The 26,948-nt window shown below is 69.6% G+C and carries 18 protein-coding genes; 8 read left to right on the top strand and 10 right to left on the bottom strand.

Annotated elements, in window-relative coordinates; genetic code table 11:
• Window positions 1-172 precede the first annotated feature (172 nt).
• Window positions 173-496 carry a putative quinol monooxygenase gene (locus tag AC5RV6_RS05875; RefSeq protein ID WP_494006340.1) on the top strand — a complete coding sequence of 108 codons (324 nt, stop codon included), beginning with the start codon at window positions 173-175 and terminating at the stop codon, window positions 494-496.
• A gap of 27 nt (window positions 497-523) precedes the next feature.
• Here the strand turns inward: AC5RV6_RS05875 and AC5RV6_RS05880 are convergent, their stop codons facing one another.
• The 6 genes from AC5RV6_RS05880 to AC5RV6_RS05905 all read right to left on the bottom strand — a co-directional run bounded on the left by AC5RV6_RS05880 (window position 524) and on the right by AC5RV6_RS05905 (window position 9,285).
• A complete protein-coding gene (locus AC5RV6_RS05880) occupies window positions 524-793 on the bottom strand; it encodes a hypothetical protein (RefSeq protein ID WP_494006341.1) in 270 nt (89 codons plus the stop codon).
• Between the two features lie 158 nt (window positions 794-951).
• Window positions 952-3,750: a hypothetical protein gene (locus tag AC5RV6_RS05885; protein ID WP_494006342.1), complete on the bottom strand. Its 2,799-nt coding sequence runs from the start codon at window positions 3,748-3,750 to the stop codon at window positions 952-954.
• 140 nt (window positions 3,751-3,890) lie between these two features.
• Window positions 3,891-5,342: a phytoene desaturase family protein gene (locus tag AC5RV6_RS05890; protein WP_494006343.1), complete on the bottom strand. Its 1,452-nt coding sequence runs from the start codon at window positions 5,340-5,342 to the stop codon at window positions 3,891-3,893.
• A gap of 7 nt (window positions 5,343-5,349) precedes the next feature.
• Window positions 5,350-6,429 (bottom strand): lipid II:glycine glycyltransferase FemX, encoded by a 1,080-nt coding sequence (locus AC5RV6_RS05895; RefSeq protein WP_494006344.1) that lies wholly within the window; start codon window positions 6,427-6,429, stop codon window positions 5,350-5,352.
• A complete protein-coding gene (locus tag AC5RV6_RS05900; RefSeq protein WP_494006345.1) occupies window positions 6,426-7,895 on the bottom strand; it encodes a glycosyltransferase family 87 protein in 1,470 nt (489 codons plus the stop codon). The genes AC5RV6_RS05895 and AC5RV6_RS05900 overlap by 4 nt, the downstream gene beginning before the upstream one ends.
• A gap of 64 nt (window positions 7,896-7,959) precedes the next feature.
• The gene (locus AC5RV6_RS05905; protein WP_494006346.1) at window positions 7,960-9,285 is read right to left on the bottom strand and encodes a hypothetical protein; all 1,326 of its coding nucleotides are present in this window, start codon (window positions 9,283-9,285) and stop codon (window positions 7,960-7,962) included.
• A gap of 203 nt (window positions 9,286-9,488) precedes the next feature.
• Between AC5RV6_RS05905 and AC5RV6_RS05910 the strand changes: the two genes are divergently transcribed.
• The gene (locus tag AC5RV6_RS05910; RefSeq protein WP_494006347.1) at window positions 9,489-10,574 is read left to right on the top strand and encodes an inositol-3-phosphate synthase; all 1,086 of its coding nucleotides are present in this window, start codon (window positions 9,489-9,491) and stop codon (window positions 10,572-10,574) included.
• A 51-nt stretch (window positions 10,575-10,625) separates the two neighbouring features.
• Here AC5RV6_RS05910 and AC5RV6_RS05915 read toward each other — a convergent pair whose 3' ends face one another.
• The 4 genes from AC5RV6_RS05915 to AC5RV6_RS05930 all read right to left on the bottom strand — a co-directional run bounded on the left by AC5RV6_RS05915 (window position 10,626) and on the right by AC5RV6_RS05930 (window position 16,988).
• Window positions 10,626-12,311 (bottom strand): formate--tetrahydrofolate ligase, encoded by a 1,686-nt coding sequence (locus AC5RV6_RS05915; RefSeq protein ID WP_494006348.1) that lies wholly within the window; start codon window positions 12,309-12,311, stop codon window positions 10,626-10,628.
• A gap of 94 nt (window positions 12,312-12,405) precedes the next feature.
• Window positions 12,406-13,647 (bottom strand): D-inositol-3-phosphate glycosyltransferase, encoded by a 1,242-nt coding sequence (gene mshA / locus AC5RV6_RS05920; RefSeq protein ID WP_494006349.1) that lies wholly within the window; start codon window positions 13,645-13,647, stop codon window positions 12,406-12,408.
• Window positions 13,648-14,781: 1,134 nt separating this feature from the next.
• Window positions 14,782-15,372, bottom strand: coding sequence for a histidine phosphatase family protein (locus tag AC5RV6_RS05925; protein WP_494006632.1), 591 nt, complete (start codon window positions 15,370-15,372; stop codon window positions 14,782-14,784).
• A gap of 131 nt (window positions 15,373-15,503) precedes the next feature.
• Window positions 15,504-16,988, bottom strand: coding sequence for a CCA tRNA nucleotidyltransferase (locus AC5RV6_RS05930; RefSeq protein ID WP_494006350.1), 1,485 nt, complete (start codon window positions 16,986-16,988; stop codon window positions 15,504-15,506).
• Window positions 16,989-17,130: 142 nt separating this feature from the next.
• Here AC5RV6_RS05930 and AC5RV6_RS05935 point away from each other — a divergent pair, with 142 nt between their 5' ends.
• The 6 genes from AC5RV6_RS05935 (at window position 17,131) to AC5RV6_RS05960 (ending at window position 23,768) form a co-directional block, all read left to right on the top strand.
• Window positions 17,131-17,661 (top strand): NUDIX hydrolase, encoded by a 531-nt coding sequence (locus AC5RV6_RS05935; RefSeq protein WP_494006351.1) that lies wholly within the window; start codon window positions 17,131-17,133, stop codon window positions 17,659-17,661.
• Window positions 17,662-17,716: 55 nt separating this feature from the next.
• Window positions 17,717-19,384: a murein biosynthesis integral membrane protein MurJ gene (gene murJ, locus AC5RV6_RS05940; protein WP_494006352.1), complete on the top strand. Its 1,668-nt coding sequence runs from the start codon at window positions 17,717-17,719 to the stop codon at window positions 19,382-19,384.
• Window positions 19,385-19,515: 131 nt separating this feature from the next.
• Window positions 19,516-21,021, top strand: a complete 1,506-nt coding sequence (locus AC5RV6_RS05945) for an ABC transporter substrate-binding protein (RefSeq protein ID WP_494006353.1) — start codon at window positions 19,516-19,518, stop codon at window positions 21,019-21,021.
• Between the two features lie 156 nt (window positions 21,022-21,177).
• A complete protein-coding gene (gene trxB / locus AC5RV6_RS05950) occupies window positions 21,178-22,209 on the top strand; it encodes a thioredoxin-disulfide reductase (RefSeq protein WP_494006354.1) in 1,032 nt (343 codons plus the stop codon).
• A gap of 27 nt (window positions 22,210-22,236) precedes the next feature.
• Window positions 22,237-22,563, top strand: a complete 327-nt coding sequence (gene trxA, locus AC5RV6_RS05955; protein WP_494006355.1) for a thioredoxin — start codon at window positions 22,237-22,239, stop codon at window positions 22,561-22,563.
• Window positions 22,564-22,622: 59 nt separating this feature from the next.
• Window positions 22,623-23,768, top strand: a complete 1,146-nt coding sequence (locus AC5RV6_RS05960) for a peptidoglycan-binding protein (RefSeq protein ID WP_494006356.1) — start codon at window positions 22,623-22,625, stop codon at window positions 23,766-23,768.
• The last annotated feature ends 3,180 nt before the right edge of the window (window positions 23,769-26,948 follow it).

Below are 26,948 nucleotides of genomic sequence, written 5' to 3' on the forward strand. Positions count from 1 at the left end.
CTCCATCCTCGCACTGCCGGGACCGTGCGGCCGCAGCGGACGGCGGGGCCCGCCCTCCGGCGTCGGGCTGGACAGGGGCATCGGGCTGGACAGGGGCATCGGGCTGGACAGGGCCTCGCCCGGCCGGAATACGATGGCAGCCTGTACCCCACGAACGAAAGGCAGGACAGCCGTGATCTTCATCGTCGTCAAGTTCAAGGTCAAGCCGGAGATGGCCGAGCAGTGGCCGGAGCTGACCCGGGCCTTCACCGAGGCCACCCGCAGCGAACCGGGCAACCTGTGGTTCGACTGGTCCCGCAGCCTCGAGGACCCGAACGAATACGTGCTGGTGGAGGCGTTCCAGGACGACGCCGCGGCCGCCCATGTCAACAGCGATCACTTCCAGCAGGCCATGAAGGACATGCAGCCTGCCCTGGTGGAAACACCGAAGATCATCAACACGGTGATCGAGGGCGCCACCGAATGGTCCCGGATGGGCGAGCTCACCGTCGACTAGGGGATATCCCCCGCTGCAGCGGGCCGGTTACCGCGTATCGGGCGTGTAGCCGGCCCGCTGCAGCATTTTGCGCAGGTCCACCACGGTCTGTTCGTCGATGTCCTTGCCGTGCGGCGGGGTGAGGTACTCGGTCTGTCCGGCCAGGGTGACCTCGTACTTGCCGTTGTGCTCCCGCGTCGTGTCGGCCACCGCTTCAAGCAGCGACCGCACCCTTCGCCATTCGATGTTGCCGCTGGTCGGATGCCGGAGGATCTCCTGGAGGGTGTCCCGGTGGTGGTCATTCAGGTGGACGGGCATGGCAGGCTCCTTGTCGCCGAATGCTTCCTCCAGTTCGCCACGGCTGGCCGCAAAAAGGAAGCCCACATGCCTCCGGGCCGCCCCGGCGCGCGGCCCTGGGGGCTGCGCGCCGGGAACGGCCCGGAAAGCGGTGCGGCGGAACCTGGAGCGGTCGGACGCTAGTCGGTGAACTCCACGGTGAGCTTGTCTCCGTCAAGGAGCACCTCGCCGCTGATGTACAGGGACACCGAGTCCTCGTCGGCCTCCCATTCCTGCTCGCCGTCCCGCCAGGCGGTGTTCTCCTCGTATTTCACGACGGCCTCGCCGTCCGAGGACCGGAAGACGATTTCGCCCGAGTAATAGTCGGTGACCTCATACGTCGGTTCCTTCTCCAGGCTCCAGCTGACGTTCCGGTAGTCCTCGGCGTCTCGGTACGCGTACGCCTGGTTGGGGCAGCCCGCCGGCTCCATCTCCGTGGACTCCATGCACTTGGCCAGCAGGGCGTTCGCCTGGGTGGTGACGTCCTCGGCCAGCTGGTCGGTGTACCCGGCCTCGAACCGCACGATGTCGTAGTAGCCGTTCGGGGAGATCTCGACGACCTGGTCCTCCCCGTACTCGACGTACTTCGAACCCTCCGGGGCCCCGATCACGAACTCGCCGGGCAGCAGCGCGAGCCGGGCGTAACCGTCCGCATCGACCTCGTCGAGCTGCACTTCGACCCCGTTGACGGTGATGGTGTCCTGGCCTTCCGGCAGGGACAGGTCCGCAGTCCACTCCGAGGGCCCGGAGGCGATCCGCCAGTCCTGGAACAGCACAGCGGTGCGCCCGTTGGCGGCGAGGTTGAACACCATGGTCGAGGACTCGTCCCCCCGGTACACGGTGACCGCGACGTCGGCCCGGTCGGACCGCGCGGACACCTCCATCACCTCGTATTCAGTGATGCGTCCCTCGGCCTGGCCGTAGATTTCGTTGGTCAGCGCCGCCCGGGTGGCATCGCCGGTGACCGGGAACATTTCCTGCGCGGCCTCGGCGTCACCGTTCTTCAGGGCATCCAGGTACTTTTCGACCTGCACCTTGGGGCTGAACACCGACCCGGCGAGGACGTTGTAGGCCACTGCCACGGCGATCACGAGCAGCACCGCGCCGCCGCCGACCAGCGCACCGATCTTCAGCTTCCGCCGGGCCTCGGGGCTCAGCGGTGCCGGCTCGGGGATCCCGGTGCCGGGAACGGCAGGTGCGGCGGCTGTCCCGGTACCGGAATCCGCGGGCTGCGGGGGCAGCTGCCCCGTCGCAGCCGCTGCGGGCGCGGCGGCCGTCGCCGCGGGTGTCGTCACGGCTGCCTGGCCGGCGTCGGCGGCCGCCGGCGGCGCCGGGGCGGTGCCGGGTGCCGCCGTGGCGGACGGAGCGGGTGCCTGCGCTGCGGGCGCCGGGACGGGACCCGACTCGGACCGTGCCTTCGCCGCAAGCCACGACAGGCGGGTGCGCAGGACGGCGGGAAATACCCGGGCCAGCCGGGGAGCGAGGAACCGGGACGAGGTTTCGATCAGGGCCGCCCAGACGGCCATGACCAGGAAGGTCCACCAGGCCATGCCCATCACGGCGCTGACGCCGACCCCGCCGGCCATGGCGGCGAGGGTGAGCAGCTGGATCAGCAGCGTGCCGGCGGTGAAGACGGCGGGCAGGACCAGCCAGGCGCGGACATCGCCCGCCGCCGGAATCCGGTTGCGGATGATCAGCCAGGCCACGGAGGCCGCGACCGTCGCGGCCAGGGTTACCAGGACCACCAGCAGGACCGCCCACCCGGGGTAGTCGAAGATATAGCCGGTGCCGCCGAAGCCGCCCGCCGCGGCGGAAATGCCGGAGAAGTGCATGGCGGCGTACATCCAGGCGCTGACGGTCGGAATCCACAGCGGGGCGGCGAACAGGGCTCCGAAGCTGCCGTTGAACAGGACGGCGAAGAACAGGAAGACCCCGGCGATCAGGGTGCAGGCGGCAAAATGCAGGCCGAAGAGCAAACCGGCCGACGCCGTCTCGGGCAGGGCGCGCAGCACGGGTCCGAACTGCAGCACCGGCCGCGGAGATGCGGCCTGACGGCCGCCCCAGGTGGCGAGCAGCCCGATGGACAGCGCGCCCAGGAACAGGCTGAAACCGGCGGTGGTGACGGTGCTGCCGTCGTCGCGCACGGTGAAGACCAGCGCCAGGACAAGCGCCGTCACGGCGAACATGCCGCCGGTGGCCGCGGAGACCAACCAGCGGGCACCGGTGCCTGCCAGCGGGGCGGCCTGCTCGGCCTTCCGTCCCTGCCTCCACAGCACGATGACCGCAACCGCAGTCAATGCCAGCGGAAGCACGAACATGCTGGTGGCCACGTCTGCGCTGAATCCGAACATCGACTCGCTGCTGCCGGCCGCGGCAGTGCCGCCCAGGGCCATTCCGACCAGCAGGAACGGCAGCCCCAGCAGGGTCAGCACCGCGGAAGGAGAAACCTCGATGCCCGCCAGCGGAGCCGCGTAGTCCAGCGCCGAATCATCGATCATGAAGCCGATGACCAGCAGCACAATCGCGGCGACCGCTGCGGCGAGGGTCAGCCCGTACGCCAGGGCTGCCGCCCGCAGGCCCGCCAGCCAGGCGGCCGAAGGAATCGGCGGCCGGGACGGCGCCGGCGGCATCGGGGCGCCGGCGCCAAAGCCCGCGGGCCCCGGTGGAACCGGCGGCTGCCCGGCGACGTAAGGCTGCCCGGCGGGCGGGCCGGGCACCCCGGCGGTCTGCTGCTGCGGGGCAACCGGCTGCTGCGCTGCGGGCTGCTGCTGCCCTGCGTCCGCCGGGTTCTGCGAGATGTGCGATCCGGGAGCCTGAGGCTGTCCGGGATACGGCTGCCCGGGCTGGCCGGGCGGCGGGACCTGCGCCGGAGGGGACATCTGCGGCCAGTGATTGCCGCCCTGCCCCCATCCGTTCGCGTTGTCGGGTCCGTTATTCATCAATTCCCCCCAAGGAATAAAACGGCGTCCCCCTGACGCCGCAACTCCTCAACATACAAGGTTTTGACGGGCTCACCCCTTTTTGACCGGCCCCGCCGGGCGGAAGCAGCTGCTGGAGCCCGCGGGGAGCGGTGGAGCGCTCAGGCGGCCAGCGAAGGCACCGGCAGGCCGAAGTCGCGCTGCAGGGAGATCCAGGCAGCCTGGTAGCCGCCCATGCCGTGCACGCCGGGCCCCGGCGGGGTCGAGGAGGAGCAGAGGTAGACGCCGTCCAGCGGCGTGCGCCAGGGCGAGGGGGAGACCACCGGGCGCCTGAGCATCTGCAGCAGGGAGATCGCCCCGGCACCGAAGTCCCCGCCCACGTAGTTGGCGTTGTACTGCTCCAGCCCGGCGGCCGTCGTCGCCCGGGACGCGATGACCGTGTCCCGGAACCCGGGGGCGAAATCCTCGATCCGCCGGGTGATGGTCTCGGTCATGTCGATGTTCGAACCCGCCGGCACGTGGCAGTAGGCCCAGAGAATATGACGTCCCTCCGGAGCACGTCCGGCATCGAAGGCGGTGGGCTGCGAGGCCAGCACGTACGGCACGTCCGGGTGCCAGCCCCCGGCGACCTGCCGCTCCGCCCGGGCGGTTTCGGCCCGGCTTCCGCCCAGGTGGACGGTGCCGGCCCGGGCCACGTCGGGATGGGACCAGGGCACCGGCTCGGAGAGGATGAAGTCCACCTTGCAGGCGCCGTTGCCGTAGCGGAACTCCTCCAGGCTGCGGCGGTAGCGCGCCGGCAGCCGGTCGGAGGCGAGCGCCAGCATTCCCGCCGGTGCCGTGTCCAGGAACACCGCCCGCGAGCCGCGGACCTCGTCCAGTGAGGTGACCGGGCTGGACGTGAGGATGTCCCCGCCGTGGGCCCGGACGTCGTCGGCCATCGCCTCGACAATGGCCTGGGAGCCCCCTTCCGGGACCGGCCAGCCCACCGTGTGGGCCAGCAGGCTGAGCATCGTTCCTGCTCCCGCGGAGGACAGGCTGGGCAGCCGGCCCACCGGGTGCGCGGCGACGCCGGTGAGCAGGGCGGGTGCCTCCTCCCCGCGGAAGCGCAGGTTCCAGGCCGGGCTGCCCTGCTCGAGGACGGCGAGGCCCAGGCGCAGGGCGGCCGCCGGATGGCGCAGGGCGGTGGGCGGGGACTGCAGCAGCGACCCCATCAGCAGGTCGGTGATGGCTTCGGAGTGCTCGGCCAGCGGTTCCATCAGCGCCCGGTAGGCGGCTCCGTCCCGGCCCAGCCCCTCCACCGTCCGCTCCAGGCTGTGCCAGGCCAGGGCGGCCCGGCCGCCGCTGAGCGGATTGGCGTAGGAGAGCTCGGGGACGATGAGCCGGATCCGGCGGGCCAGTTCGAAGTCGCGGAAGAACGGGGAGGCCAGTGCCATCGGGTGGACGGCCGAGCAGACATCGTGGAGGTGGCCGGGCTCGATCAGCTCCTTGGTGCGGCTGCCGCCGCCGACCGTATCCGCAGCTTCCCGGACCTCCACGGCCAGGCCGGCGCGGGCCATGACCACGGCCGCCGCCAGCCCGTTCGGTCCGGCTCCCACTACGGTGACGTCTGCCATGGGTCTCCTATCCGCGCCGGCGCAGCCGCCCCGGCAGTCCGCGGAGGGCTCCCACGGCCGCCCGGGCCCGGCCGGGCATCTCCCGGCGCGCAGCCAGCACTGCGGCCAATATACGGTAGCGGGCCGGACGCAGCGGGATGTCGTAGGTGGTGGGGACCGTGACCACGGTCTTGGAGAAATTGCGCTTGAAGGTCGTCACGTTCGCCAGCGAGGGGTAGTTCTCGCTCTCGATGCCGGTCAGGCCGCACGCGCTGTTGCCCGCGGCCTTGAGTTCGCGGAACGCCTCCCAGAGCAGCAGATACGGGGCGTTGGTCTTCCGGGCATCGGCGGAGCTGCCGGCGAAGTAGTACACGGCGTAGCCGCGGTATTCGGTGGTGATGAGCCAGGACACTGCCCGGCCGTCCGCGTAGGCCACCATCAGGCGCAGATGGGCGCCCAGCTCGTCCAGCAGCGTTTCGTAGTAGCCGGAATCGAAGCTGGTGAAGCCGTCCCGTGCGGCGGTCTCCTGCAGGATCGGATACAGCTCGGTGCGGAACACCTCGGTCCACCGGCTGCGTTCGATGCTGCGGACCTCGACGCCGAGCTTCCGGGCCTTGCGCACCAGGTTCCGGGCGTTGGAGCGGAAGGCGGCGAAGATGGCGTCTTCGTCCGGGGTCAGGTCCACCACGATTTCCCGCTCGTACCAGCCGTGCTCCAGCGGCCCGGTCACCGGCGGGGCCGGGTGGGCGACCTGCATCCGCACGTACAGCGGATCCACCGCCGGGTCCTCCCGGAACTGGCGCTGCACCGTCGCCACCAGGGCGGCCTCGGCGTCGGCCGTGCGCTCGGCGAACCAGACCGGACCGTTGACGACCACGAGCGAGGGCCGCAGCCTGCGCTGCGAGCGCAGGTAGGAGGCCAGCGCCACCAGCTTCCCGGCGTCGTCGTAGTAGGCCCAGATGCCGTAGGGGTCCCGCCCCAGCCGCTGTTCGAACCGGGCCCACATCGGCGTCTGCTCCAGCGGGATGACGGTGTCCGGATACTCCTTGGCCAGGGCCTCGAATTCGTGGTCCGTCAACTGCTGTGAACGGTAGGACTGGGGGGTCACAATGCTTCTTTCGCCGGTTCCGCGTGCGGTTCCAAGGCTACCCGAACGGGTCGCAGCCCCTTCAGCCGCAGCCGGTCCGCGGCGCCGTCGAACGGCCCGCCCGTCGGGTCGTCGACGTCGGTGCGGCGCACCGGGTCCTCACGGGGATCGAGGATCCCGGCCACCACCCGGGCCATCAGATAGGCCGTGGCCGCCATGTGGGCGACGACGGCGGCCACGTACCAGGGATTGTCGATGTTGTTCTGGGTGGAGCCGCCGGAGGTCTCCCGGGCCAGGTACATCCAGATGGCCCACCAGTGCAGCACCTCGAAGAACTGCCAGATCAGGAAGTCCCGCCAGCGCGGCAGGGCGAGGGCCGCCAGCGGCACCAGCCAGAGCACGAACTGCGGCGAGTAGACCTTGTTGGTGAGCACGAACGCGGCCACGATCAGGAAGGCCAGCTGTGCCACCCGCGGCCGGCGCGGCGCGGCGAGGCCGAGGACCGCGATTCCGGCGCAGGCCAGGGCGAACAGCAGGTACGCCCAGAGGTTGATGAAGCCCGCGTCGACGCCGGGCAGGCCCAGCCGCTCCGCGGTGAGGTTCCAGGCAAACCAGGCCGAGGAGTAGCCGGCCGGCCGGTCGCCCGTGAACTGCAGGAAGAAGGACCACGCCTCAATGTCGCGCAGCATGAACGGCAGGTTGACCACCAGCCAGGTGCCCGCCGTGGCGGCCGCGGTGATCAGGAACGGCCGCAGCCGCAGGGTGCGCAGGGCCGGCACCAGCAGCGCCCCGAGCAGGATCACGGGGTAGAGCTTCAGCGCCGTGCCCAGGCCGAGCCAGATGCCGGCCTGAAGGTACCGCCCGCGGGAGAAGGCAAGCATGCCGAGGGCGGCGGCCAGCACCGCCCAGATGTCCCAGTTGATGTAGACGGACAGGATCAGCGCCGGGGCCAGGGCGACCATCGCGGCGTCCCAGGGCCTGCGGTGGCTCATCCGCATGGTGGCGATGACCGTGCCGATCCAGGCGCCGGTGGCCAGCAGCGCGTTGATGTCGAAGTAGGCCAGGGCGCGGTCGGCCCCGGTGCCGGTGCCGGGCACCAGCAGCGCGGTGGCTCCGGCGATCAGGCCCAGCAGCACCGGGTACTCGAACTGTGCGCCGGGGGTCAGGAACGGGAAGACCCCGTCGGCCAGGCCCCGCCCGGTGAACAGCACCGGCCAGTCCGAGTAGCAGGCCCGGTAGAAGTGCTCCGGGGTGTTCCAGCCCGCCGCCCGGCAGGGGGTCTTCACCGCCACGGCCAGCAGGGCGGCGGCGGCGGTCAGCAGGACCAGCACCCGGGGCACGGTCCAGAAGCCCGGCGAGACGATGCCCGGAGCGGTGAAGCGGCCCAGCGGGCCGCCGATCAGCTCGGTGAACCGGCGCAGGAAAGGGTCGTTGCGGCTGGGCACCACGATGCGCAGCGGCCGGCGGCGGGGGGCGGGTTCCTCCATGGACTCCAGTATTCCCCTTCGCCGGCCGGGCGGCCGACTGTCCTCCCGGTCGGGTGCTGTGCGCCTAGCCGCCTTCGCCGTCAGCGGCGGCAGGCTGCAGCGTGCCCCCGCCCTGCAGGTCGTAGCTGCCGCCCGCCAGGTAGTCGTTGCCGGACGCCGACGGGTCGTAGGTGAGGGTGTGGCCGTTGCCGGTGATGTTGGTGATCTGATTCCCGCTGACCAATGCGCCGGCAACGGTGGTGGCGGTGGAATCCGCCTCGAGCCGGATGCTGCTGGTGTTGTCGAGGGTGACGCCCACGTTTTCCAGGGTTCCTTCGATGACGCTGTCGGCGGTGAGGGAGAGATCGAGGCTGGACGCGGCGTCGGCGCCCACCGGGCCCGTCAGTGTCGTTTCGCTGAGGCTGGCGCTGCCCCGCGCGCCCTCCGTCGCGTGGATCAGGATCCCGGCGTCCGCCTGCAGCTGCGCCTGGTTCGAGAGGTTCACCTGTCCGCTGACGCCTTCGATCAGCACGGCGTCGCCGGAGCGGGCGGTGAGCCTGCCGCCGGTCATGCTGAAGGACCCGCCGCCGGTGCCGCCGGGGGTGCTGGAGTACAGCCGGGCTCCGGCGGTGGCGCCGGTGAGGTCCGAAGCGGTGACCGCCGCGGCGTTTGCCCCCTCCACCACGACCGCCTCGGCGGCGCCGGAGGCCCCGGCCAGGTTGCACGCGGTGATCTGCCCGGTGGAGTAGACCAGCGCGGAGCGTTCCCCGCTGGTGCGGGCGGTGGCGTTGGCCAGTGTGATCTCCCCGCCGCCGCGGTCGGTCGCGACGGCGGAGGAACGCTCGCCGGTGGTCTCCATGGTGAGGTTCGCTCCGGTCACCGCTCCCCCGCCGGTGGCCATGACCGCGTGGGCGAGGCTGCCGCCGGCGGTGATGGTGACGTCCTGCAGCTGGATGAGGGAGCCCGTGCCGGTGGCGAAGACCGCGTTGGCTCCGGTGCCGGTGGAGTTGATCGTGGTGCCGGACAGCGCCAGCCGTGCGCCGCCGGGGGCGAGCACCGCGGCGTTGAGCCCGGTGAAGCTGGATTGGTCCTCGCTGCTGCTGTCTCCGGTCTTGGTGATCGTGCCGCCTGTGAGAGACCGGCTTTCACCGTCGGAGAGCGCCAGCGCCGAGGCGTCGGCCGCGGAGGTGTTGAAGTCCTGCCCGGAGGTGGGGCTGGCACCGATGTCCCCCGACGGCGGCGCGCTGCAGGCTGCGGCTGACGCCGGCTGGCCGCCGGTGGGCGTGCCGGCCGCGGTGCCGGAGGAGCTCTGTTCCGGGCTGCCGCCGCCCGAGCAGCCGGCCGCGGCGAGCGCGGTGAGCACGGCGGCGAGGGCGAGGCGGCCGCCCGGGTGCTGCGGAGGTGCGGACATCTTCGACTCCCTGCGGTGGAGGGTGGCTGATCCGGTCCGGGCCGTTCCACCTTAGGCCGCCCCGGAGGCCGCCGTCTGCGGCCCCGCCCGGTTCCGGACCGCGGGCTCCCGAATCCGAGGGTGTATCCCCGGTCACAGCCCTTAGACTGGTCCCGTTGCGGCGCCGGGAGCACCGCACGGGACCTGTTCTTCAAAGGAGAAAAGTGGCTGAGAATCCCATCCGGGTGGCAATCGTTGGCGTCGGCAACTGCGCGGCTTCGCTGGTGCAGGGGGTGCACTACTACCGTGACGCCGATCCCGGTGCCACCGTTCCCGGGCTGATGCACGTCCGCTTCGGCGACTACCATGTCCGCGACGTGCAGTTCGCCGCGGCGTTCGACGTCGACGGCAAGAAGGTCGGCCTGGACCTGGCCGACGCCATCGGCGCCAGCGAGAACAACACGATCAAGATCTGCGACGTGCCGGCCACCGGTGTGCGGGTGCAGCGCGGCCCCACCCTCGACGGCCTGGGGCGCTACTACCGGGAGACCATCGAGGAGTCCTCCGAGGAGCCGGTGGACGTGGTGCAGGCGCTCCGCGACGCCGCCATCGATGTGCTGGTCTGCTACCTGCCAGTGGGCTCGGAGCAGGCGGCGAAGTTCTACGCCCAGTGCGCGATCGACGCCGGCGTGGCGTTTGTGAACGCGCTGCCGGTGTTCATTGCCGGCACCCGGGAATGGGCGGAGAAGTTCACGGCGGCCGGCGTGCCGATCGTCGGCGACGACATCAAGAGCCAGATCGGCGCCACCATTACCCACCGGGTCATGGCCAAGCTGTTCGAAGACCGCGGCGTGACCCTGGACCGCACCTACCAGCTGAACGTGGGCGGCAACATGGACTTCAAGAACATGCTTGAGCGGGAGCGGCTGGAGTCGAAGAAGATCTCCAAGACGCAGGCGGTCACCTCCAACACCTCCGCCGAGCTGAAGGCCGACGACGTGCACATCGGCCCGTCGGACTACGTGGCGTGGCTCGATGACCGCAAGTGGGCCTTCGTCCGCCTCGAGGGCCGCAACTTCGGCGATGCGCCGGTGTCGCTGGAGTACAAGCTGGAGGTGTGGGACTCCCCCAACTCCGCCGGCGTCATCATCGACGCCGTGCGCGCGGCGAAGATCGCCCTGGACCGCGGCATCGGCGGCCCCATCCTCTCCGCGTCGAGCTACTTCATGAAGTCCCCGCCGGAGCAGTACAACGACGACATCGCCCGCGAGAAGGTGGAGCAGTTCATCCGCGGCGAGGCCGAGCGCTAGGCCGCTCCGCCCGGCCAGGGACCCCTTCCGGCGTCAGCGCCCCTTCCGGCGTCAGCTCAGGCCGGAGGGGGTGCCGTCGGCGTCGACGTCCATGCGCAGCGCCGCCGGGTACCGGGGCAGGCCGGGCATGGTCATCACGGCGCCGGTCAGCGCGACGACGAACCCGGCTCCGGTCTTCACCACCAGATCCCGGACGTGCAGGGTGAAGCCCTCCGGGGCGCCAAGCAGCGCGGCGTTGTCGGAGAAGGAGTACTGCGTCTTGGCCATGCACACCGGCAGCCGGTCCCACCCATTGGCGCGGATCTCCTCCAGCCGGCGCAGGGCGGGCAGGGCGAACTCCACGTCCCCCGCCCCGTAGATGTCCCGGGCGATGGTCCGGATCTTCTCCTCCACCGGAAGCTCCAGCGGGTAGAGGTGGCGGAAGCTGCGCGGTTCGTCCAGGGCCTTGAGCACCCGGACGGCGAGCTCATCGCCGCCCGGCCCGCCGCCGCCGCCGGCCCAGACGTCGGCCACTGCGGCGTCGAAGCCCTGGTCGGCGCACCAGCGCAGCAGCCACTGCAGTTCGGCGTCGGTGTCGGAGGTAAACCGGTTGATCGCCACCACCGGACGGATGCCGAAGCCGGCCACGTTCCGCAGATGCCGGTGCAGGTTGGCCGTGCCGGCCGCCAGCGCCTCGAGCGACGGTTCGTCGATGCGCTCCAGCGGCTGCCCACCGTGCATCTTCAGGGCGCGGATCGTGGCCACGACCACCACGGCGTCGGGCGCGACGTCGGCGGTCCGGGCCTTGATGTCCATGTACTTCTCGGCGCCGAGGTCGGCACCGAAGCCGGCCTCGGTGACGACGACGTCGGCCAGCCGGCGCGCCAGCGACGTGGCGATGACGGAGTTGCAGCCGTGCGCGATGTTGGCGAACGGGCCGCCGTGCACCAGGGCCGGTGTCCCGGCGATGGTCTGGACCAGGTTGGGCTTGACCGCTTCCTTCAGCAGCAGCGCCAGCGCGCCCTCGACGCCGAGGTCTCCGACCGTGACCGGGCGGCGGTCCCAGGTGTAGCCCACGGTGATGGCCGCCAGCCTGGCCTTGAGGTCGGCGAGGTCGCGGGCCAGGCAGAACACGGCCATCACCTCGCTGGCGACGGTGATGTCGAAGCCGTCCTCGCGCGGGGTGCCCTGGGCGGGGCCGCCGAGGCCCACCACCACCTGCCGCAGTTCGCGGTCGTTGAGGTCGAGGACGCGCTTGAAGGTGATCCGCCGTGGATCGATGCCCAGTTCGTTGCCGTGGTGGATGTGGTTGTCGATCAGCGCCGCGAGGGCGTTGTTGGCGCTGGTGATGGCGTGAAAATCGCCGGTGAAGTGCAGGTTGATGTCCTCCATCGGGATGACCTGCGAGTAGCCGCCGCCGGTGGCGCCGCCCTTCATGCCCAGGACCGGTCCCAGGGAAGGTTCCCGCAGGGCCGCGATGGTGCGCCGGCCGGTGCGGGCCAGGGCGTCGGCCAGGCCCACGGTCACGGTGGATTTGCCTTCGCCGGCCGGGGTGGGGCTCATGGCGGTGACCAGCACGACCGCTCCCCGGGTACCGGCGTCGGGCACCAGGCCGGGATCCACCTTGGCCTTGTGCCGCCCGTAGGGCTCCAGCGCCTCGTCGGGGATGCCCGCCCGGCGGGCGATGTCCGCGATGGGCAGCATCACTGCGCGTCGGGAGATTTCAAGATCGGGTGAGGCGGCTTCTGCCGGACGCATGCAGCGTCTCCTTCCGGCTCGTGCTGGCCGCGCCGCTTCGGCGCGGCGGTACTCTGCGTCAACCTATCAGCGGCCCGGCTGTCGCCGGAACGGTTCAGTGCGGCAGCGAGAAGGCGTGGTGCCGGGCCGCCGCGGCCTCGTAGCTGCGGGCGGTGAGCGCCGCCGTGTGCTGCCAGCCGAAGTTCTGTGCCCGTGCCGCCGCAGCGGCTCCGAGGGCGGCGCGCCCCGCGGGATCGTCGTGCAGCCGTTCCAGCGCACGGGACCACGCTTCGGGTGCGTGGCCGTCCACCAGGACGCCGGACCGCCCGTTGCCCAGGGCCTCGGGCAGGCCGCCCACGTTGGCGGCGGCCACGGGAGTGCCGCAGGCCTGGGCTTCGAGGGCCACGAGTCCGAACGATTCGCTGAAGGAGGGGACGGCCACGACGTCGGCGGAGCGGAACCAGCCGGCCAGGGCGGAGGCCTGCACCGGCTCATGCAGGGTGACCCGCCGCTCCAGTCCCAGGGCCGTGACCATCGGCTTCAGGTCCAGCAGCTGCGCTCCGCTGCCGGCGCCGATCACGCTGACCGCCAGCGGAATGTCCGGGCGGCGGCGAACCAGGTCGGCTGCCGCCTGCAGCAGCACGTGCGGACCTTTCAGGCGCTGGATGCGCCCGGCGAACACGACGTGGAACGCCTCCGGAGGCATCCGCAGCGCTGCCCGGGACGTGGCCCGCCCGTGGGGATGGAAGAGCCGCAGGTCCACGCCGGGGGCCACCACGTCCACCAGCCGGGGATCGGCGCCGTACAGGTCGCGCAGCTCACCGGCCTCGGTGGCGGTGTTGGCGATGAGCCGCGCCGCACCGTCGACGACCTGCTGTTCACCGTGGATGCGCACGGCCGGTTCCGGCTGTTCCCCGGGCTGCAGCCGCTGGTTCTTGACCTGCGCCATGGTGTGCATGGTGTGGACCAGGGGCAGGCCCCAGGCGCGGGCCACGTCCAGGCCGGCGATGCCCGAGATCCAGTAGTGGGAGTGCAGCAGGTCGTAGTCCTGGCCGGCTCCGGCCTCGCAGACACCGTGCGCAAGCTCACCGCTGAGCCGGGGCAGGTCCTCCTTGGGCACCCGGCGCAGCGGCCCGGCCTTGACGTGGCGAACCACGACGCCGGGACCCAGCCGGACAACGTCCGGCTGGGTCCCGGTGCAGGCGCGGGTAAAAATGTCGACATCGATACCGGTGCGTGCCAGCTCAAGGGCGGCCGAGCGCACGTAGACGTTCATGCCGCCGGCGTCGCCGGATCCGGGCTGTTCGAGCGGGGAGGTGTGCAGGGACAGCATGGCCACACGCTTGACTTCAGGCACCCCGCTCCCTTCACTGCCGGCCTGCGCGCGGGCCGCCGAGCAACGGCCGCACTATCGACTGTATAACGCCGGCAGGGGCCCGGATGTTTCCGGGTCAGGGCGTGATGCCGGACGCGTCAGCGGACCATGTGGCGGTGATGGGAGAGCAGGTGCCATTCCGGTGTCCGGCGGTGCGCCTCGGCGACGGCGCTGCTGCCGGGTCCGGCACGGTGCCAGGCGGCGGCCAGGCGGCGCAGCAGCCTGGCCGCGGCGGAGGCAGGGGTTCGGGCTGCCGTCCCGGCCGCGGGTGCCGTGGCAGCGGGTGCGGTGGATGCGGCGGGGCGGCGGGGAGCCTTCTGGGGAGGTGCCGCCGGGGATGCGGGAGGCGGCAGGCTTGTTTTTGGGCATGACAATTTCTCCTGGCAATATGCGTGAATTCGGGCAGGAATCAGCAAGGAAAGAGGTGGAAGGAAAGAGCGGGCGATAATTTCCGCACGGTTCGTCAAAGGAACCTGAATAGGCCCCGCAGCGAATTAAAAAAGGCGAGGATTCCGGGGCAGGCCGGTCCGCATCCGCGGAATGAAAGAGTTCCGCCGATTGAAGGACGCGGCTTTCCGGGACAGGAACGGATCCGCCGCTGCCCTCCCGCGCTGCCGCGGGCGCCTTCGCAGGAGGCCGAAGTGTTCCGGCAGTCCGTAAGGTGAGGCGAAGGCCGCCGTTGGCGGTGCGTGAGGTCAGGTCAGCAGGTCAGTGCAGTGGCCCGGGTCGGAACTTCGGTGCAGGGGAGGCGAAGCTACGCGCCTGCCTTGCAAGCGGCCAACGGCCCGGCAGGGTCAGCCCGCCGGTGAACGCTTAGGCGTTGTTGGCCCGCGATCCGAAGCCAAGGCCGGTGCCAAAGCCCGTCCCGCGGCCGGCGACGAAACCATGGGCGGATGCACCATGCCGTCGCGGGCCTGGGGCCGCCGGAATCCGCTTACGCGGGAGCATGCCTACACCGGAGGTGTTTACGACGTTGATTCGCGCTGTGATCATTCTCCACCTCCATTTGGTGTTTGGCGGCTGCTCTCAACCGCGGGGATTCGTGTGGAATAAAGCTACCCCGAATACGCGGCGGCGCACAAGCCGAAAAGGCAAAAAATCCGAAAGATATTACTTTTAGCTATTCCAGCGGACGACGGCCGGGGTTCGTTTGTCCCACCCGAGGATGCAGACGGCGGCCGTTCCGAGGACGAAATGCCTGCCCGCCGCGGCCGGAAGGCCCAGCCAGCGGGCCGCAAGCACCCGCAGGAAATGCCCATGCGCCACCAGCAGTACCCGCTCCACGGGCACCGCCTCGGGGTCCCGGTCCATGGCCGTGCCGGTGCCGGCCTGAACGTCGGAGATGATCCGGTCCGCGCGGGCGGCGATCTGCTCCAGGCTCTCGCCGCCCGGGGCGCCGTCGTTCCAGATCAGGTATCCGGGGTTTTCCTCCCGGACCGTCCGGCTGCTGCGGCCCTCGTTGTTCCCGTAGTCCCACTCATGGGCGTGCGGAACGACCTGGCCTCCCGGGTAGCCGGCCAGCTCGGCGGTGCGCCGGGCACGCCCCAGCGGCGAGGTCAGCACGCGGTCGAAGACGACGTCGCCGATCCTGCGCCCGGCGGCGCGGGCCTGCGCCTCACCGGCGTCGGTCAGCGGAATGTCGGTGAGGCCCGTGTACCGGCCGTCCCGGGACCATTCCGTCTCCCCGTGCCGCAGCAGCCAGAGCATGGGAAGCCGGGTGCCGGAGGGAGTGAGGTCCGGAACTGCCGGTCCGAGGTCCTGGGGTGCCTCCATGGGGTTTCCTTCCACGCTGCGCTGAGTCCGATGGTCCGTCTGAAGCTGATCCGCCTGAAGCGCGCCTACCGCGCAGGCCCGGCGTCCCCTTGCCCGTCCGGGGCGGGGGCGGCGGAGCCCGCCGATTCGGGCTGGTCCTGCCACCAGGCGAGCAGCAGCTGCGCCGCCTCCGCGTCGCTGCGCGGCCCGTTCTCCAGACGCTCCTCCAGCAGGAAACGATAGGCGCGGCCCACCACCGGCCCGGGCCCGATGCCCAGCAGCGCCATGATGGCTTCGCCGTCCAGGTCCGGGCGGACAGCGGCAAGCTCTTCCTGCTCAGCCAGTTCGGCGATGCGCCGTTCCAGGTCGTCATAGGCGAAGGCCAGGCGTTCGGCCTTGCGCCGGTTCCGGGTGGTGACGTCGGAACGGGTCAGCCGGTGCAGGCGCGGCAGCAGCGCGCCGGCGTCGTTCGCATAGCGGCGGACGGCGGAATCCGTCCAGCCGGCGTCCCCGTAGCCGTAAAAGCGCATATGCAGCTCCACCAGCCGGGCCACGGCCTTGATGGTGTCGTTGTCGAAGCGCAGCGCCTTCATCCGCTTGGCGGTGAGCTTGGCGCCCACCACGTCGTGGTGCAGGAAGCTGACCGCCCCGGACGGATCGAACCGGCGGGTGGCAGGCTTGCCGACGTCGTGCATCAGCGCGGCGAAGCGCAGGATGAAGTCGGGGCCGGGAACCGGGCCGTCGGCGTCGGACTCCAGCTCGCAGGCCTGCCGCAGCACCGTCAGCGAGTGCTGGTACACGTCTTTGTGCCGGTGGTGCTCATCGAGCTCGAGCCGCAGCGCCGAAACCTCCGGCAGCACCTGGTCCGCGATGCCGGTGCGCACCAGCAGGTCGATGCCCGTGGCCGGGTCCGCGCCGTTGATCATCTTGACCAGCTCATCGCGCACCCGTTCGGCCGAGATGATCGTGATCCGCTCGGCCATGTCCTGCATCGCCTCGAACACCTCGGGGGCGACGTCGACCTTCAGCTGGGACGCGAACCGGGCCGCGCGCATCATCCGCAGCGGATCATCGGAGAACGACGCCGCGGGGGTGCCCGGGGTGCGCAGGCGGCCGGCATGCAGGTCCTGGACTCCGCCGAACGGGTCCACCAGCTCGAGCGAGGGCAGCCGCAGCGCCATGGCGTTCATGGTGAAGTCGCGGCGGAACAGGTCATCCTCGAGCTTCTCGCCGAAGCGCACCTCCGGCTTGCGGGAGCTGCGCTCGTACGCGTCGGCACGATAGGTGGTGATCTCGATCTGCCAGCCGCCCTTGCGCAGGCCGATGGTGCCGAACTCGCGCCCGATCTCCCAGAACGTGTCGCTCCACGTGCGGACCACGCCGATGATGTCGTCCGGGCGGGCGTTGGTGGTGAAGTCCAGGTCCGGGGACAGGCGGCCAAGGAAGAGGTCACGAACCGGCCCGCCGACCAGGCTCAGCTCGAATCCGGCCGCCTCGAACAGGCCGCCGAGCTCCGTCACGACGGGAGGAAGCGGGGTCTGGAGGGCCGAGCCGTCAAAAAGGTGCACCATAGTGCTTTAAGCGTGCCAGATAAAGAGGCTGGGGCGGACCACGGGAGCCCTGTGGAGGGCGGACACGCCGGGGGCGCCGCGGCAGCACCGGGGCGTCGCCGAACAGTCATCATCGCCGCACAAAGGTCGTTAGAGTGGGGTTATGGCCCACCCTGTTCCGAGCGCTCCGAAGAGGACCCCGTTGACTGCGTCAATGGGCTCTTCCGGCGCGCCCGCGGGGCAGATGCCGCTGCCCACCGTGGAGGAGGTCTCCGCGGGGGGAATCGTGGTGGACTGCACGGCGCCGGAGCTGCCGGTGGCCATCATCGCCCGGCTCAACCGCGGCGGGCGGCTCGAATGGTGCCTGCCGAAGGGGCATCCCGAGAACGGCGAGACCAACCAGCAGGCCGCCGTGCGGGAGATCGCCGAGGAGACCGGGATCAGCGGACGCATCCTGAGCACCCTGGGCAGCATCGACTACTGGTTCACGGTCAGCGGGCACCGCGTGCATAAGACGGTGCACCATTTCCTGCTCGAAGCCACCGGTGGCCACCTCACCATCGAGAACGATCCCGACCACGAAGCGGTCGACGTCGCCTGGGTGCCGCTGGCCGAGCTGGGACGCCGGCTCTCCTTCCCCAACGAGCGCCGCATCGCGGACCTCGCCCGGGAAATCCTGCCCCGCCATCTCTGAGCCGCGGTGCTGCGGTTGGGGAGCCCGGCCGCGGAGGTGAGAGCATAAAGGCACCATGGCCGAGAACATCACAGCAACGAGTACCGCCCGTTCCAGCGCGGTAATGGCCGCGGGAACCCTCGCCTCCCGCCTCCTGGGACTGGTCCGGACGGCGCTGCTCGCCGTGGCGATCGGCAGCACCGGCCTGGTCACCGACCTTTTCAGCGCCGCCAACGTGCTGCCGAACTTCATTTACCTGATGGTGGCCGGCGGCGTGTTCAACGCCGTCCTGGTGCCGCAGATCATCAAGGCGAGCAAGCGGCCGGACCGGGGCCGGGAGTTCGTCTCACGCATATTGACCCTGAGCCTGGTCTTCCTGGCCGCCGTCACGCTGCTGGTCACGCTCGCCGCCCCGCTGATCCTGCCCGTGGTCACCCGCTTCGACGAGAATCAGCTGGGGCTGGCCACCACCTTCGCCTACTGGCTGTTCCCGCAGATCTTCTTCTACGGCGCCTACGCGGTGATCGGGCAGATCCTCAACGCAAACGCGCGGTTCGGCGCCTACATGTGGGCGCCGGTGCTGAACAACATCGTGGCGATCGCGGGCCTGCTGCTGTTCATCAGTGTCATCGGGCGGGAGGAAACGCAGGGGTTCTCCCCGGACACCTGGTCCGGAACCGCCACCGTGATCCTCGCCGGATCCACCACCCTGGGCATCGCGGCCCAGGCGCTGATCCTGCTCGTGCCGCTGAAGCGGCTGGGCCTCGGCCTGCGGCCGTCCCTGAAGCTGCGCGGCGCCGGACTGGGGCAGGCGGCCAAAGTGGCCCGCTGGACCATCATCACCATGCTCGTGGGCAACGGCTCGTACCTGGTCTACACGAACGTGGCCACGGCGGCGACGCGGGCACGCGACGCCTACCTGGCGATGGATCCGCCGCAGGTGATCGCAGGCCATCTGAACCTCGAGACCGCCTCAATGCTGTACATCATCCCGCACTCGGTGATCACGCTCTCGATTGCCACGGTGCTGTTCAACCACATGTCGCACGCCTTCGCGGAGCAGGACCTCGATTCGGTGCGGCGCACCCTTTCCGGCGGCCTGCGCACCATCGGTGTCGCCACTGTGTTTGCCGCCGCCGTCCTCGTGGTTCTCGCCGGGCCGATCAGCATGTGGTTCAGCGGCGGATCCAATGCCTCGGCCGCCGTCCAGGCCCAGGTGCTGGTGCTGCTGGCCGTCAGCGCACCGTTCCTCAGCGCCACCTTCCTGATGAACCGGGCCTTCTACGCCAATGACGACGCGAAGACTCCCCTGATCATGCAGCTGATCCTCTCCGCGTTCGGGATCGCCCTGGCCCTCACGGCCCTGGCGCTGCCCCCGGACCGCATCGTGTTCGGGCTGGCGGTGGCCTACTCCCTGGGCAACGTGGCCGCCGTCATCCTCAGCCATATTTTCCTTACCCGCCGGCTGGGCAGCTACGGCGCCGCCCGCACCGTGGACGTGCATCTGCGGCTCACGGTGGCCGCGCTGGGCAGCGCCGCCGTCGGCGCCGCGGTGCTGGCGCTGCTCGGCGGATACTCCGCGGACGGCTACGCCTGGCAGTCAATGACCTCCTCCGTGGTGGTGATCGCGGTCTGCGGCCTGGTGATGGCGGCGGTCTATTACGTGGGGCTGCGCCTGCTGAAGGTCCGTGAACTCGATACCTTCCTGGCGCCCCTGCTGGCAAGGGTCCGCCGCGGGGCCTAGTACCGGAACTGCGGTTTTGCCCGGGGGCGCGGGTAGCATGGGACCGAGAGCGGGCGGTCTTGCGTGGTCCGCAGCCCGACAGCAGTTGTCCATAGGCAAGGCCCCACTTGCCGTTTCCTTGGGAGGAAAACGTGCCGCAGCCGGTAGACGTCGGCTCAGTGCTGGGAGGACGCTACAAAGTGACCGCCCAGGTGCTGGCCTCAGCTGAGAACGACCTTGTCCTCGACGGCGTGGACCAGGTCCTGAACCGGCCGGTCAGCATCCTCCTCGCGGCTCCGGCGAATGCCAGCCAGGTGACGGCCAGCGCCCGCGAAATCGCCACCGGTGAGCGCGAGGCCAATGTGCAGGTGCTTGACCTGGGCATCAGCGACGGGCAGACCTACCTCGTCACCAGCGAGGCACACGCCGCGGACCTGCTGGACCTCGTGATCGAACGCGACGCGCCGTTCGTCGAGCCCTTCTTCACCGACACCCTCGGTTCCGAGATCTTCGGGATGCCCCGCTCGCGCGAGCCGGAGCCCGACGACCGCGAAGACATCTACGTCGAAGTGGATGAGGACCGCCCCAAGCGGCCCCTGCTGCCGCACATGGCGAAGGCCAGGATGCCCAGGTTCGGACGTTCCGGAGCCGGCGCGGCCGCAGCAGCCGCCGCCGGCAGCGGACAGGACCTGGAGTACGGCGGAGTGGACGACGCCCCCGCCGAAGCGGCCACCGGCGCCGCCGCCGCACCGCCGCCTCCGTCCGCTCCCCCGCGCCGGGAAGCAGCGACGTCCGCCATGCCCGCAGCTCCGGCTGCGGCGCCCGCGGCCCGCGCCCAGAGCGACAAGGTCAGCCGGTGGGAGGATGAGCGCACGGAGGAGAACAACGGTGACGCCCGCCGCCCCTCCAGCTTCCCACGGTCGGCCATGGCCGGCGCCGGCTACGACGACTCCCTCGCCGGCGAGCTGACCGACGACGACGCTGACGAGGACACTTCCTCCTCCGGCGGCAAGCGCACCGGCCGGCTGGTCGTGGGCGGGGTGCTCGGCCTGGTCCTGGTCCTGGCCGTCGTGTTTGCCGTTGGAAACCTCGGGCGGCTCGGCGACATGTTCAGCGCCGCCGAGCAGGTCGCCCCCGAGACCTCGGCCGCGCCGGAGTCCGCCGCCCCGTCGGACGGCCCCGCCGCCGAGACCGCGCCCGCCCCCGTGGTGGCGGGCGTCAGCCGGCTGGTTCCGGGAAACCAGCAGCTCGACTCGGTCAACGACGGAGCGCTTCCCCGGATTACCGACGGCGACCCGGCCAGCTTCTGGTCCAGCTACGTCTACGCCAATGACACCTTCGGGGGCCTGGCCCCCAGCCTGGCCCTGGTGGTCGAGCTGGAGCAGGAAGCGACGGTCAATGCGGTGGAAATCACCCAGCTGAACGGCACCGGGGGCAACTTCACGGTGATGCTGAACAACGAGCCCACCCTGGACGGCGCTCGGACGGTGGCGCAGAGCGGCTTCAGCGGCTCCACCACCACCATCCAGGTGCCCGAACAGGAGGCCGGCGACGGCGCCCGCTACGTGATCATCAACTTCACGCAGCTGCCGCGGCTGAGCGGTGTCCAGGCCGAGTACCCCTGGGGCCTGCGCATCAGCGAAATCAGCGTGTCCTGAGCTGCCGGGCTGCCTGAGGCCCGGCTCCGGGCTCCGGGAATATCCCTCGGCGCCGCACGCGGAATAAGCTGGGACCGGCAGGCGTTTTGCCGGTATCCTCTCCGCCCGCAAGGGCCAGGAAAGTAACAGCGTCAACAAGGAAGAGGTTCACAGCACGTGAGCAGCGAAACCACCGTGGACGCCGGCACCGCCGGCGAGGTCCGCGACGTCATCATCGTCGGCTCCGGCCCCTCCGGGTACACGGCTGCGATCTACACCGCCCGCGCCAACCTGAAGCCGCTGCTGATCGCCGGTTCCGTGACCGCCGGCGGCGAGCTGATGAACACCACCGACGTCGAGAACTTCCCGGGCTTCCCGGAAGGCGTCATGGGCCCCGACCTCATGTCCCACTTCGAGAAGCAGGCGGAGCGCTTCGGCACCGAGATCCTGTTCGAGGACGTCACGGCCGTGGACCTGCAGGGTGAGATCAAGGTCGTCACCCTGGGCAACGGCGACGTGCACCGTGCCCGCGCGGTCATCATCTCCACCGGCTCCGCCTACCGTGAGCTCGGCCTCGAGGACGAGAAGCGGCTTTCCGGCCGCGGCGTTTCCTGGTGCGCCACCTGCGACGGTTTCTTCTTCAAGGGCCAGGACATCGCCGTCGTCGGCGGCGGTGACTCGGCTATGGAGGAGGCACTCTTCCTCACCAAGTTCGCCAACTCGGTGACCGTGATCCACCGCCGCAGCACGCTGCGCGCCTCCCGGATCATGCAGGACCGTGCCCTGTCCAACGAGAAGATCCGCTTTGTGTGGGACTCCGAGGTCATCGGTATCCACGGTGAGGACAAGGTCACCGGCGTGCGGCTGCGCAACACCGTCGACGGCTCCGAGTCGGATCTGCCGGTCACCGGCCTGTTCGTCGCCGTCGGCAACGATCCCCGCACCGACCTGGTCAAGGACCAGCTGCGGCTGACCGCGGAGGGCACCATTGCGGTCCTGGGCCGCACCTCCAAGACTTCCCTGCCCGGCGTCTTTGCCGCCGGCGATGTCATCGACCCCACCTACCGCCAGGCGATCACCGCCTCGGGCAGCGGGTGTGTGGCCGCGATCGACGTCGAGCACTACCTTGCCGACGTCGCCGGCAACGACACGGCGGCGGAGGTCCCCACCCCGCCGGCCGAGGCTGTTTCCGAGGAAGCCACCCTCTAGACCCGGACCCTTAGATAGGAGCCCCACATGAGCAACGCCAAGGCTGTATCCGACGCTTCGTTCGGCAGCGATGTCCTGCAGGCCGACAAGCCCGTCATTGTCGATTTCTGGGCGGAATGGTGCGGTCCGTGCCGCATGCTGTCCCCCATCCTTGACGACCTTGCGGCCCAGTACGCCGAGAAGGTCGAGGTCGTGAAGCTGAACGTCGACGAGAACCCGGCAACCGCAGCGAAGTACGGCATCACCTCGATTCCCGCGGTCTATGTGTTCAAGGACGGCGAGGTGGCCGCCACGTCGATCGGGGCCAAGCCCAAGCAGGTCCTGGAGCAGGAATTCGCGGCGTTCCTGAAGTAGCCATGATTCAACACTCCGCAGATGACAGTCTGCAGAGGCTGGATGTAAGCCGGCGCGTGGTGGCGCTTCGTGAAGCGCTGCTGCGCGCCGGCATTTCCATGTCCTACCTCGCCCCTGACGCCGTCAACAACCCCTCCGTCTTTGACGACCACGTCGACGCCGCCGTGCGCGCCTTTCAGCAGAGCCGCGGCCTCATTGTCGACGGCGTTGCGGGCCCGGACACGCAGCGTGCCCTGCAGGAGGCCCAGTTCCGGTTCGGCGACCGGGTGTTGTCCTACGAAGAGGACGAACCGGTTCAGCGGGGCGACGACGTCGCGGAGCTGCAGCGGCACCTGTCCCACCTGGGCTTCTACTACGGCCATATCGACGGTTCCTTTGGCTTCCGCACCGGATACGCGGTGGCGGAGCTGCAGCAGAACCTGGGCATTCCGGGAACCGGCGTATGTGATGCCGAAACCATGACGGCGATGGCGCGGGTGAACCGGGCGCTGTCCCCCAGCCAGGCGTTCGCCCTGCGGGACTACGACCGTCTGGACCGCAGCACCGCTGCCCTGCGCGGCCGGCTCATCCGGGTCAGCGCCGGCCAGTCCACTGCGGTTTCCCCCCATGCCACCGAACGGCTCACGGGTGCGGCCCTTACCGAACTGCTGGTGGCAGGCGACGTCGCCCACCGGGTGGAACGGATCCTCGCGCAGTTCGGCGCCCACGTCGTCACCGCTGATTCGGCACGGCCTGCCCCTGCGGGAAGCGGCGACCGACGCCGTGAAACGGTTCCGAGCCTCAGCCTGGATCTGCACTGCGACTGGCTCGACCAGGAGGCCGCCGCAGGCACCGCAACCTACTACTGGGGCATCCCCTCCACCGGGGAGCCGCGCTCACCGATCGGCCACCGGGCGGCGATCCTCATGCTTAAGGAGTTGACCGCACGCACCGACTTCGCGCCATTGGGCGTGCATGGCCGCACCTGGGACACCCTCCGCATCGCCGGCACTCCGTCGGTCAGCATCGACATGGGCTACCTGAGCAACGCTCATGACGCCGCACGGTTGGCCGACCCGGTGGTACGACAGACCATCGCCGACTCCATCGTCATCGCGGTCCAGCGCCTGTACCTCCTGGAGGAGGAGGACCAGCCGACAGGCACCCTGGCGCTGGATGACGTCAGCCGTTTCAACCCCTCCGAGGAACAGCGGCTCACCGGCTGATCGTTGCCTTCGACCGGTACCTTCCGGGCCCTGTAACAGAGCGGTGCCTACCGCGTGTCAGTTCCATAAACAGGCCGTGGGCTGTTAGAAATGACTCAACCCTCCTCCTGGCCGCAGGATCGGCCAGGAGGAGGTACCAAATGTTTCACGTGGAACGTCTCTCCCCGTTGTCGTTTGTGCCGCCCGAAGCCTGCGCCCGTCGCGGATCCCCGCGAAACCGGAGACGCCGTCCGAGCCTTTCGGCCTGAGCCGTCCGCTTTCTGCAGAACAGGTTCTGCGCACGCTCTCCCTCCATGAATGAAGCTCTGGTCGACTCTAAGTGACCCAGTCTCGATGCAACTTCACTACGTGCATTCGCGACTTGAGCGGAATCCGTCAGCTGCTCCCCCGCCTATCAACAGGCCTCGTACTGAGCCCCGCAGCGGCTACAAGGCGCGCGTGCTGGGATCCTTCCTGGGCGACCCCTCAGCCGGATCAAGGCGGCTGCCATCAGGTGCTGAGCGGGAAACCAGAAATAGCACCCCGCTGGTGAGGATCGGGGAGTCACCTGCTTTGAACCAACTGTAGGTGGTTTGGTCAGTTCCAGACCCTTGAACAGCCGGCCTTCCCCACGAGCAACTTGGCCGGCGCACCGCCGGAGGCACAACCGATGCCGGACTCACAACCGACGGGCCCCGAGACCGGGCCTCTCTCAAAGTTCTGACCACCGCTCCAGCCAGGCACCGGCACCCGTTCGGATGCGAGTGCACCGCAGGCCTTTCCCGCGCCCACGTCGCCTCGACAGCAAACACTCGTCGCAATCAACGTTTCGGCTGGCAACCGACGCTCCGTCGCCCGTTCCACAGCTGGCACATAGTTGGTCCGGAATGCGTACGCGCCTCTGTCCACGCCTTCGGCGATGCTCCCCCTTGCATGGCGCGCCCACACCGCCCAACGACGGGCGGGTTATCGCCAGTGCTGTCCCGGCCAGCATCAGCTACGCGGCCGACCCTGCCTTTGGGTACACCCGCCACCCTCCAAGCTCACGAATCACCCCTGCCTTACCTCCCATGAGAGGCCACTTCACGAGTGCCTTTCAGGCCGGCTTTCGTCCTCTCCGGGAATGACTGCCACCCGGCAGAGCCTGCCCTGCTGCCAGACATGCAACCCGTTTGTGTCTGACCGGCACGGCCGCGGCACCCTTCTTACTTCGTCTCTGATCTCTGCCTGCTTATGTCGTTTCGCTATGCCTGCTTTCTGGAACGGCGCGGCCCGCCGGAAGACGCTCCGGTAGCGGAGTCTTGGCCGGACACGTATGACCTCGCCTGCTTCACATTCTGCGTTCCGCCAGCCGCTTCCTCCGTTGCGATCCGGCCCCCAGCCCCGGCACTGCGACTCCGCCCCTCCCCCCTCCCCTCTGCAGCATGTTTCTGGCCTGGTCTCCCCGCGAATCGAGCGGGGTAAGGCAACGGCCAACCCTCGGGGGTCCTCCCGCATAGGGGGCGGCGCCATGTCTGGAGGTCAACTCCGACGCTTCGTGCCGACACTGATGGTCCGGCGACGGATGCGTCCCAATGTGGCTCATCATCACACCCTCCCCGCGGCCATGACCTGCCCAAGCCTGAGCGTCCTCAGGTGCGTCCTGCCTTGCCCTCGAGCTAACGACGTCGGCCTGCTCTGTCGGCGGGCCCCGCCGGCGCCTCGCCCTACCGTCGGGGCCCCATCAGCTGCCTCTCCTACCGGCAGCCCCCAGCAGCGGGCTCCCTCCCTGGCCCGGAACCTGTGGTTCCTCGGCCCCTGATCGACCTTTATGGCGCTCCCATTCCCTTCCGGAAGCGCTCTCACCCCTCCAAACGTGAGTGCTCCAGTGAGACGAGGTGGAACTAAGCAGCATGTTTCACGTGAAACTGATAGCACCCGATCTCTGTCGCCGATGCTCTCAGAGGTGAGTGGCGGGCCAGCCCGTCGTGGACTTGCTGTCTTCAGGGCCGACGCGTCGTACCACGTAGGAGCGCCGGAGGATGATCCAACGCCAGCCAAGGTCCGCTGTCATTGGCACCCGGGGCGCCACCTTGGCCCTGCGGCGCCAGATTGCGTGGCGCGGCGTGACCGCTGTGGGTTTCACGTGAAACAGGCAAGGCCCCTGTCTGCGCCCGGAAGGCAGGCACGGCTTCTGGTGCAGCCTCGGGACGTACCAGAGCCTGTCGCTGTAGCCGTAGTGGCCCTGGACCACCGACGCCCGGCGTTGCCCCAGGGGGGGCCTACGAGCTGCTCCTGGAGCACCCTGGTACCGAACAAGCACCCGCGGCTGACTAGCAACGAAGGCGAGCGACAAAGCAGACGGCGGCCTGTCAGGGCAGGATGCTTGCCGCCCGCCAACGGAGAAGTCCACCTAGCCATAGAACAAGACCGGCCTGTCCCCCAATGTTGTCGGCGATGCCGGCCAGGTGTTCGTTAGCGGCCATAGAACCGTCCGCCTACAAGGCCCGTCCCCGATAGGCCGGAGGCCGACGTATGCATGCTGGCCGCTGGGACATCACATGCAGCCCCCCCCTGCTCTGCCCAGGGATGAAGCCTCGCTTGTGAAACCCGGGTAGCGGACCCCTCCCCCGTGTACTAAATGCCCTTACCGTGTAGCTCTCAGCGCAACTGGAAGGACGGCCTGCCGGTCCCCTTATGGTCCACGCGTAGCGCCACCACCGTCGTCCCGATACCGTGAAGCTCGCCGCAGACCGGTCCGGTGGCGGCTTTCCTGGCGCCATCGTCCTCGCCTGACCCGGCGTCAACCGCCTCCCGTCTAGGCCTGGTTCCTCCCTTCCCCCCAGCTCCAGCTCCAGCTCCAGCTCCAGCTCCAGCTCCAGCTCCAGCTCCAGCGGCACGCTACCAACGACCGCGCCAATCGCACGTCGCGCGCCGCTCACCTCATCATGGCGTTCCTGCAGTGCGGCAGCATAGTTTCACGTGAAACGGTCTGGGGAGCGCAGGTGGGCGGTAAGGGCTCAGACAAAGGACTTGGCTTTGACAGGTGTAGGGGCCGCCGACGGACAGCACATTATTTCGCGGGTGACCAGTACGTGCCCCATCTTTACTCTGACCCCCTGTCGTCAGCGGTGGGTGCTCACTCCCCCGGCCACAGCGGCCGCCGACTATCAGACGGAAGGCCGCTGAGCGCCCGGAGCACCCAGTCTCCAACCCCACCCT

This window comes from Arthrobacter saudimassiliensis, from assembly GCF_059090665.1.

What these genes read in the sequence shown, in the direction of transcription:
- AC5RV6_RS05905 (WP_494006346.1), bottom strand. Translation starts at nt 9,285, where the DNA reads ATGTCCGCACCTCCGCAGCACCCGGGCGGCCGCCTCGCCCTCGCCGCC.
- AC5RV6_RS05930 (WP_494006350.1), bottom strand. Translation starts at nt 16,988, where the DNA reads ATGGTGCACCTTTTTGACGGCTCGGCCCTCCAGACCCCGCTTCCTCCC.
- AC5RV6_RS05915 (WP_494006348.1), bottom strand. Translation starts at nt 12,311, where the DNA reads ATGCGTCCGGCAGAAGCCGCCTCACCCGATCTTGAAATCTCCCGACGC.
- AC5RV6_RS05890 (WP_494006343.1), bottom strand. Translation starts at nt 5,342, where the DNA reads ATGGCAGACGTCACCGTAGTGGGAGCCGGACCGAACGGGCTGGCGGCG.
- AC5RV6_RS05925 (WP_494006632.1), bottom strand. Translation starts at nt 15,372, where the DNA reads ATGCTCTGGCTGCTGCGGCACGGGGAGACGGAATGGTCCCGGGACGGC.
- AC5RV6_RS05935 (WP_494006351.1), top strand. Translation starts at nt 17,131, where the DNA reads ATGGCCCACCCTGTTCCGAGCGCTCCGAAGAGGACCCCGTTGACTGCG.
- murJ (WP_494006352.1), top strand. Translation starts at nt 17,717, where the DNA reads ATGGCCGAGAACATCACAGCAACGAGTACCGCCCGTTCCAGCGCGGTA.
- AC5RV6_RS05880 (WP_494006341.1), bottom strand. Translation starts at nt 793, where the DNA reads ATGCCCGTCCACCTGAATGACCACCACCGGGACACCCTCCAGGAGATC.
- AC5RV6_RS05885 (WP_494006342.1), bottom strand. Translation starts at nt 3,750, where the DNA reads ATGAATAACGGACCCGACAACGCGAACGGATGGGGGCAGGGCGGCAAT.
- AC5RV6_RS05900 (WP_494006345.1), bottom strand. Translation starts at nt 7,895, where the DNA reads ATGGAGGAACCCGCCCCCCGCCGCCGGCCGCTGCGCATCGTGGTGCCC.
- trxA (WP_494006355.1), top strand. Translation starts at nt 22,237, where the DNA reads ATGAGCAACGCCAAGGCTGTATCCGACGCTTCGTTCGGCAGCGATGTC.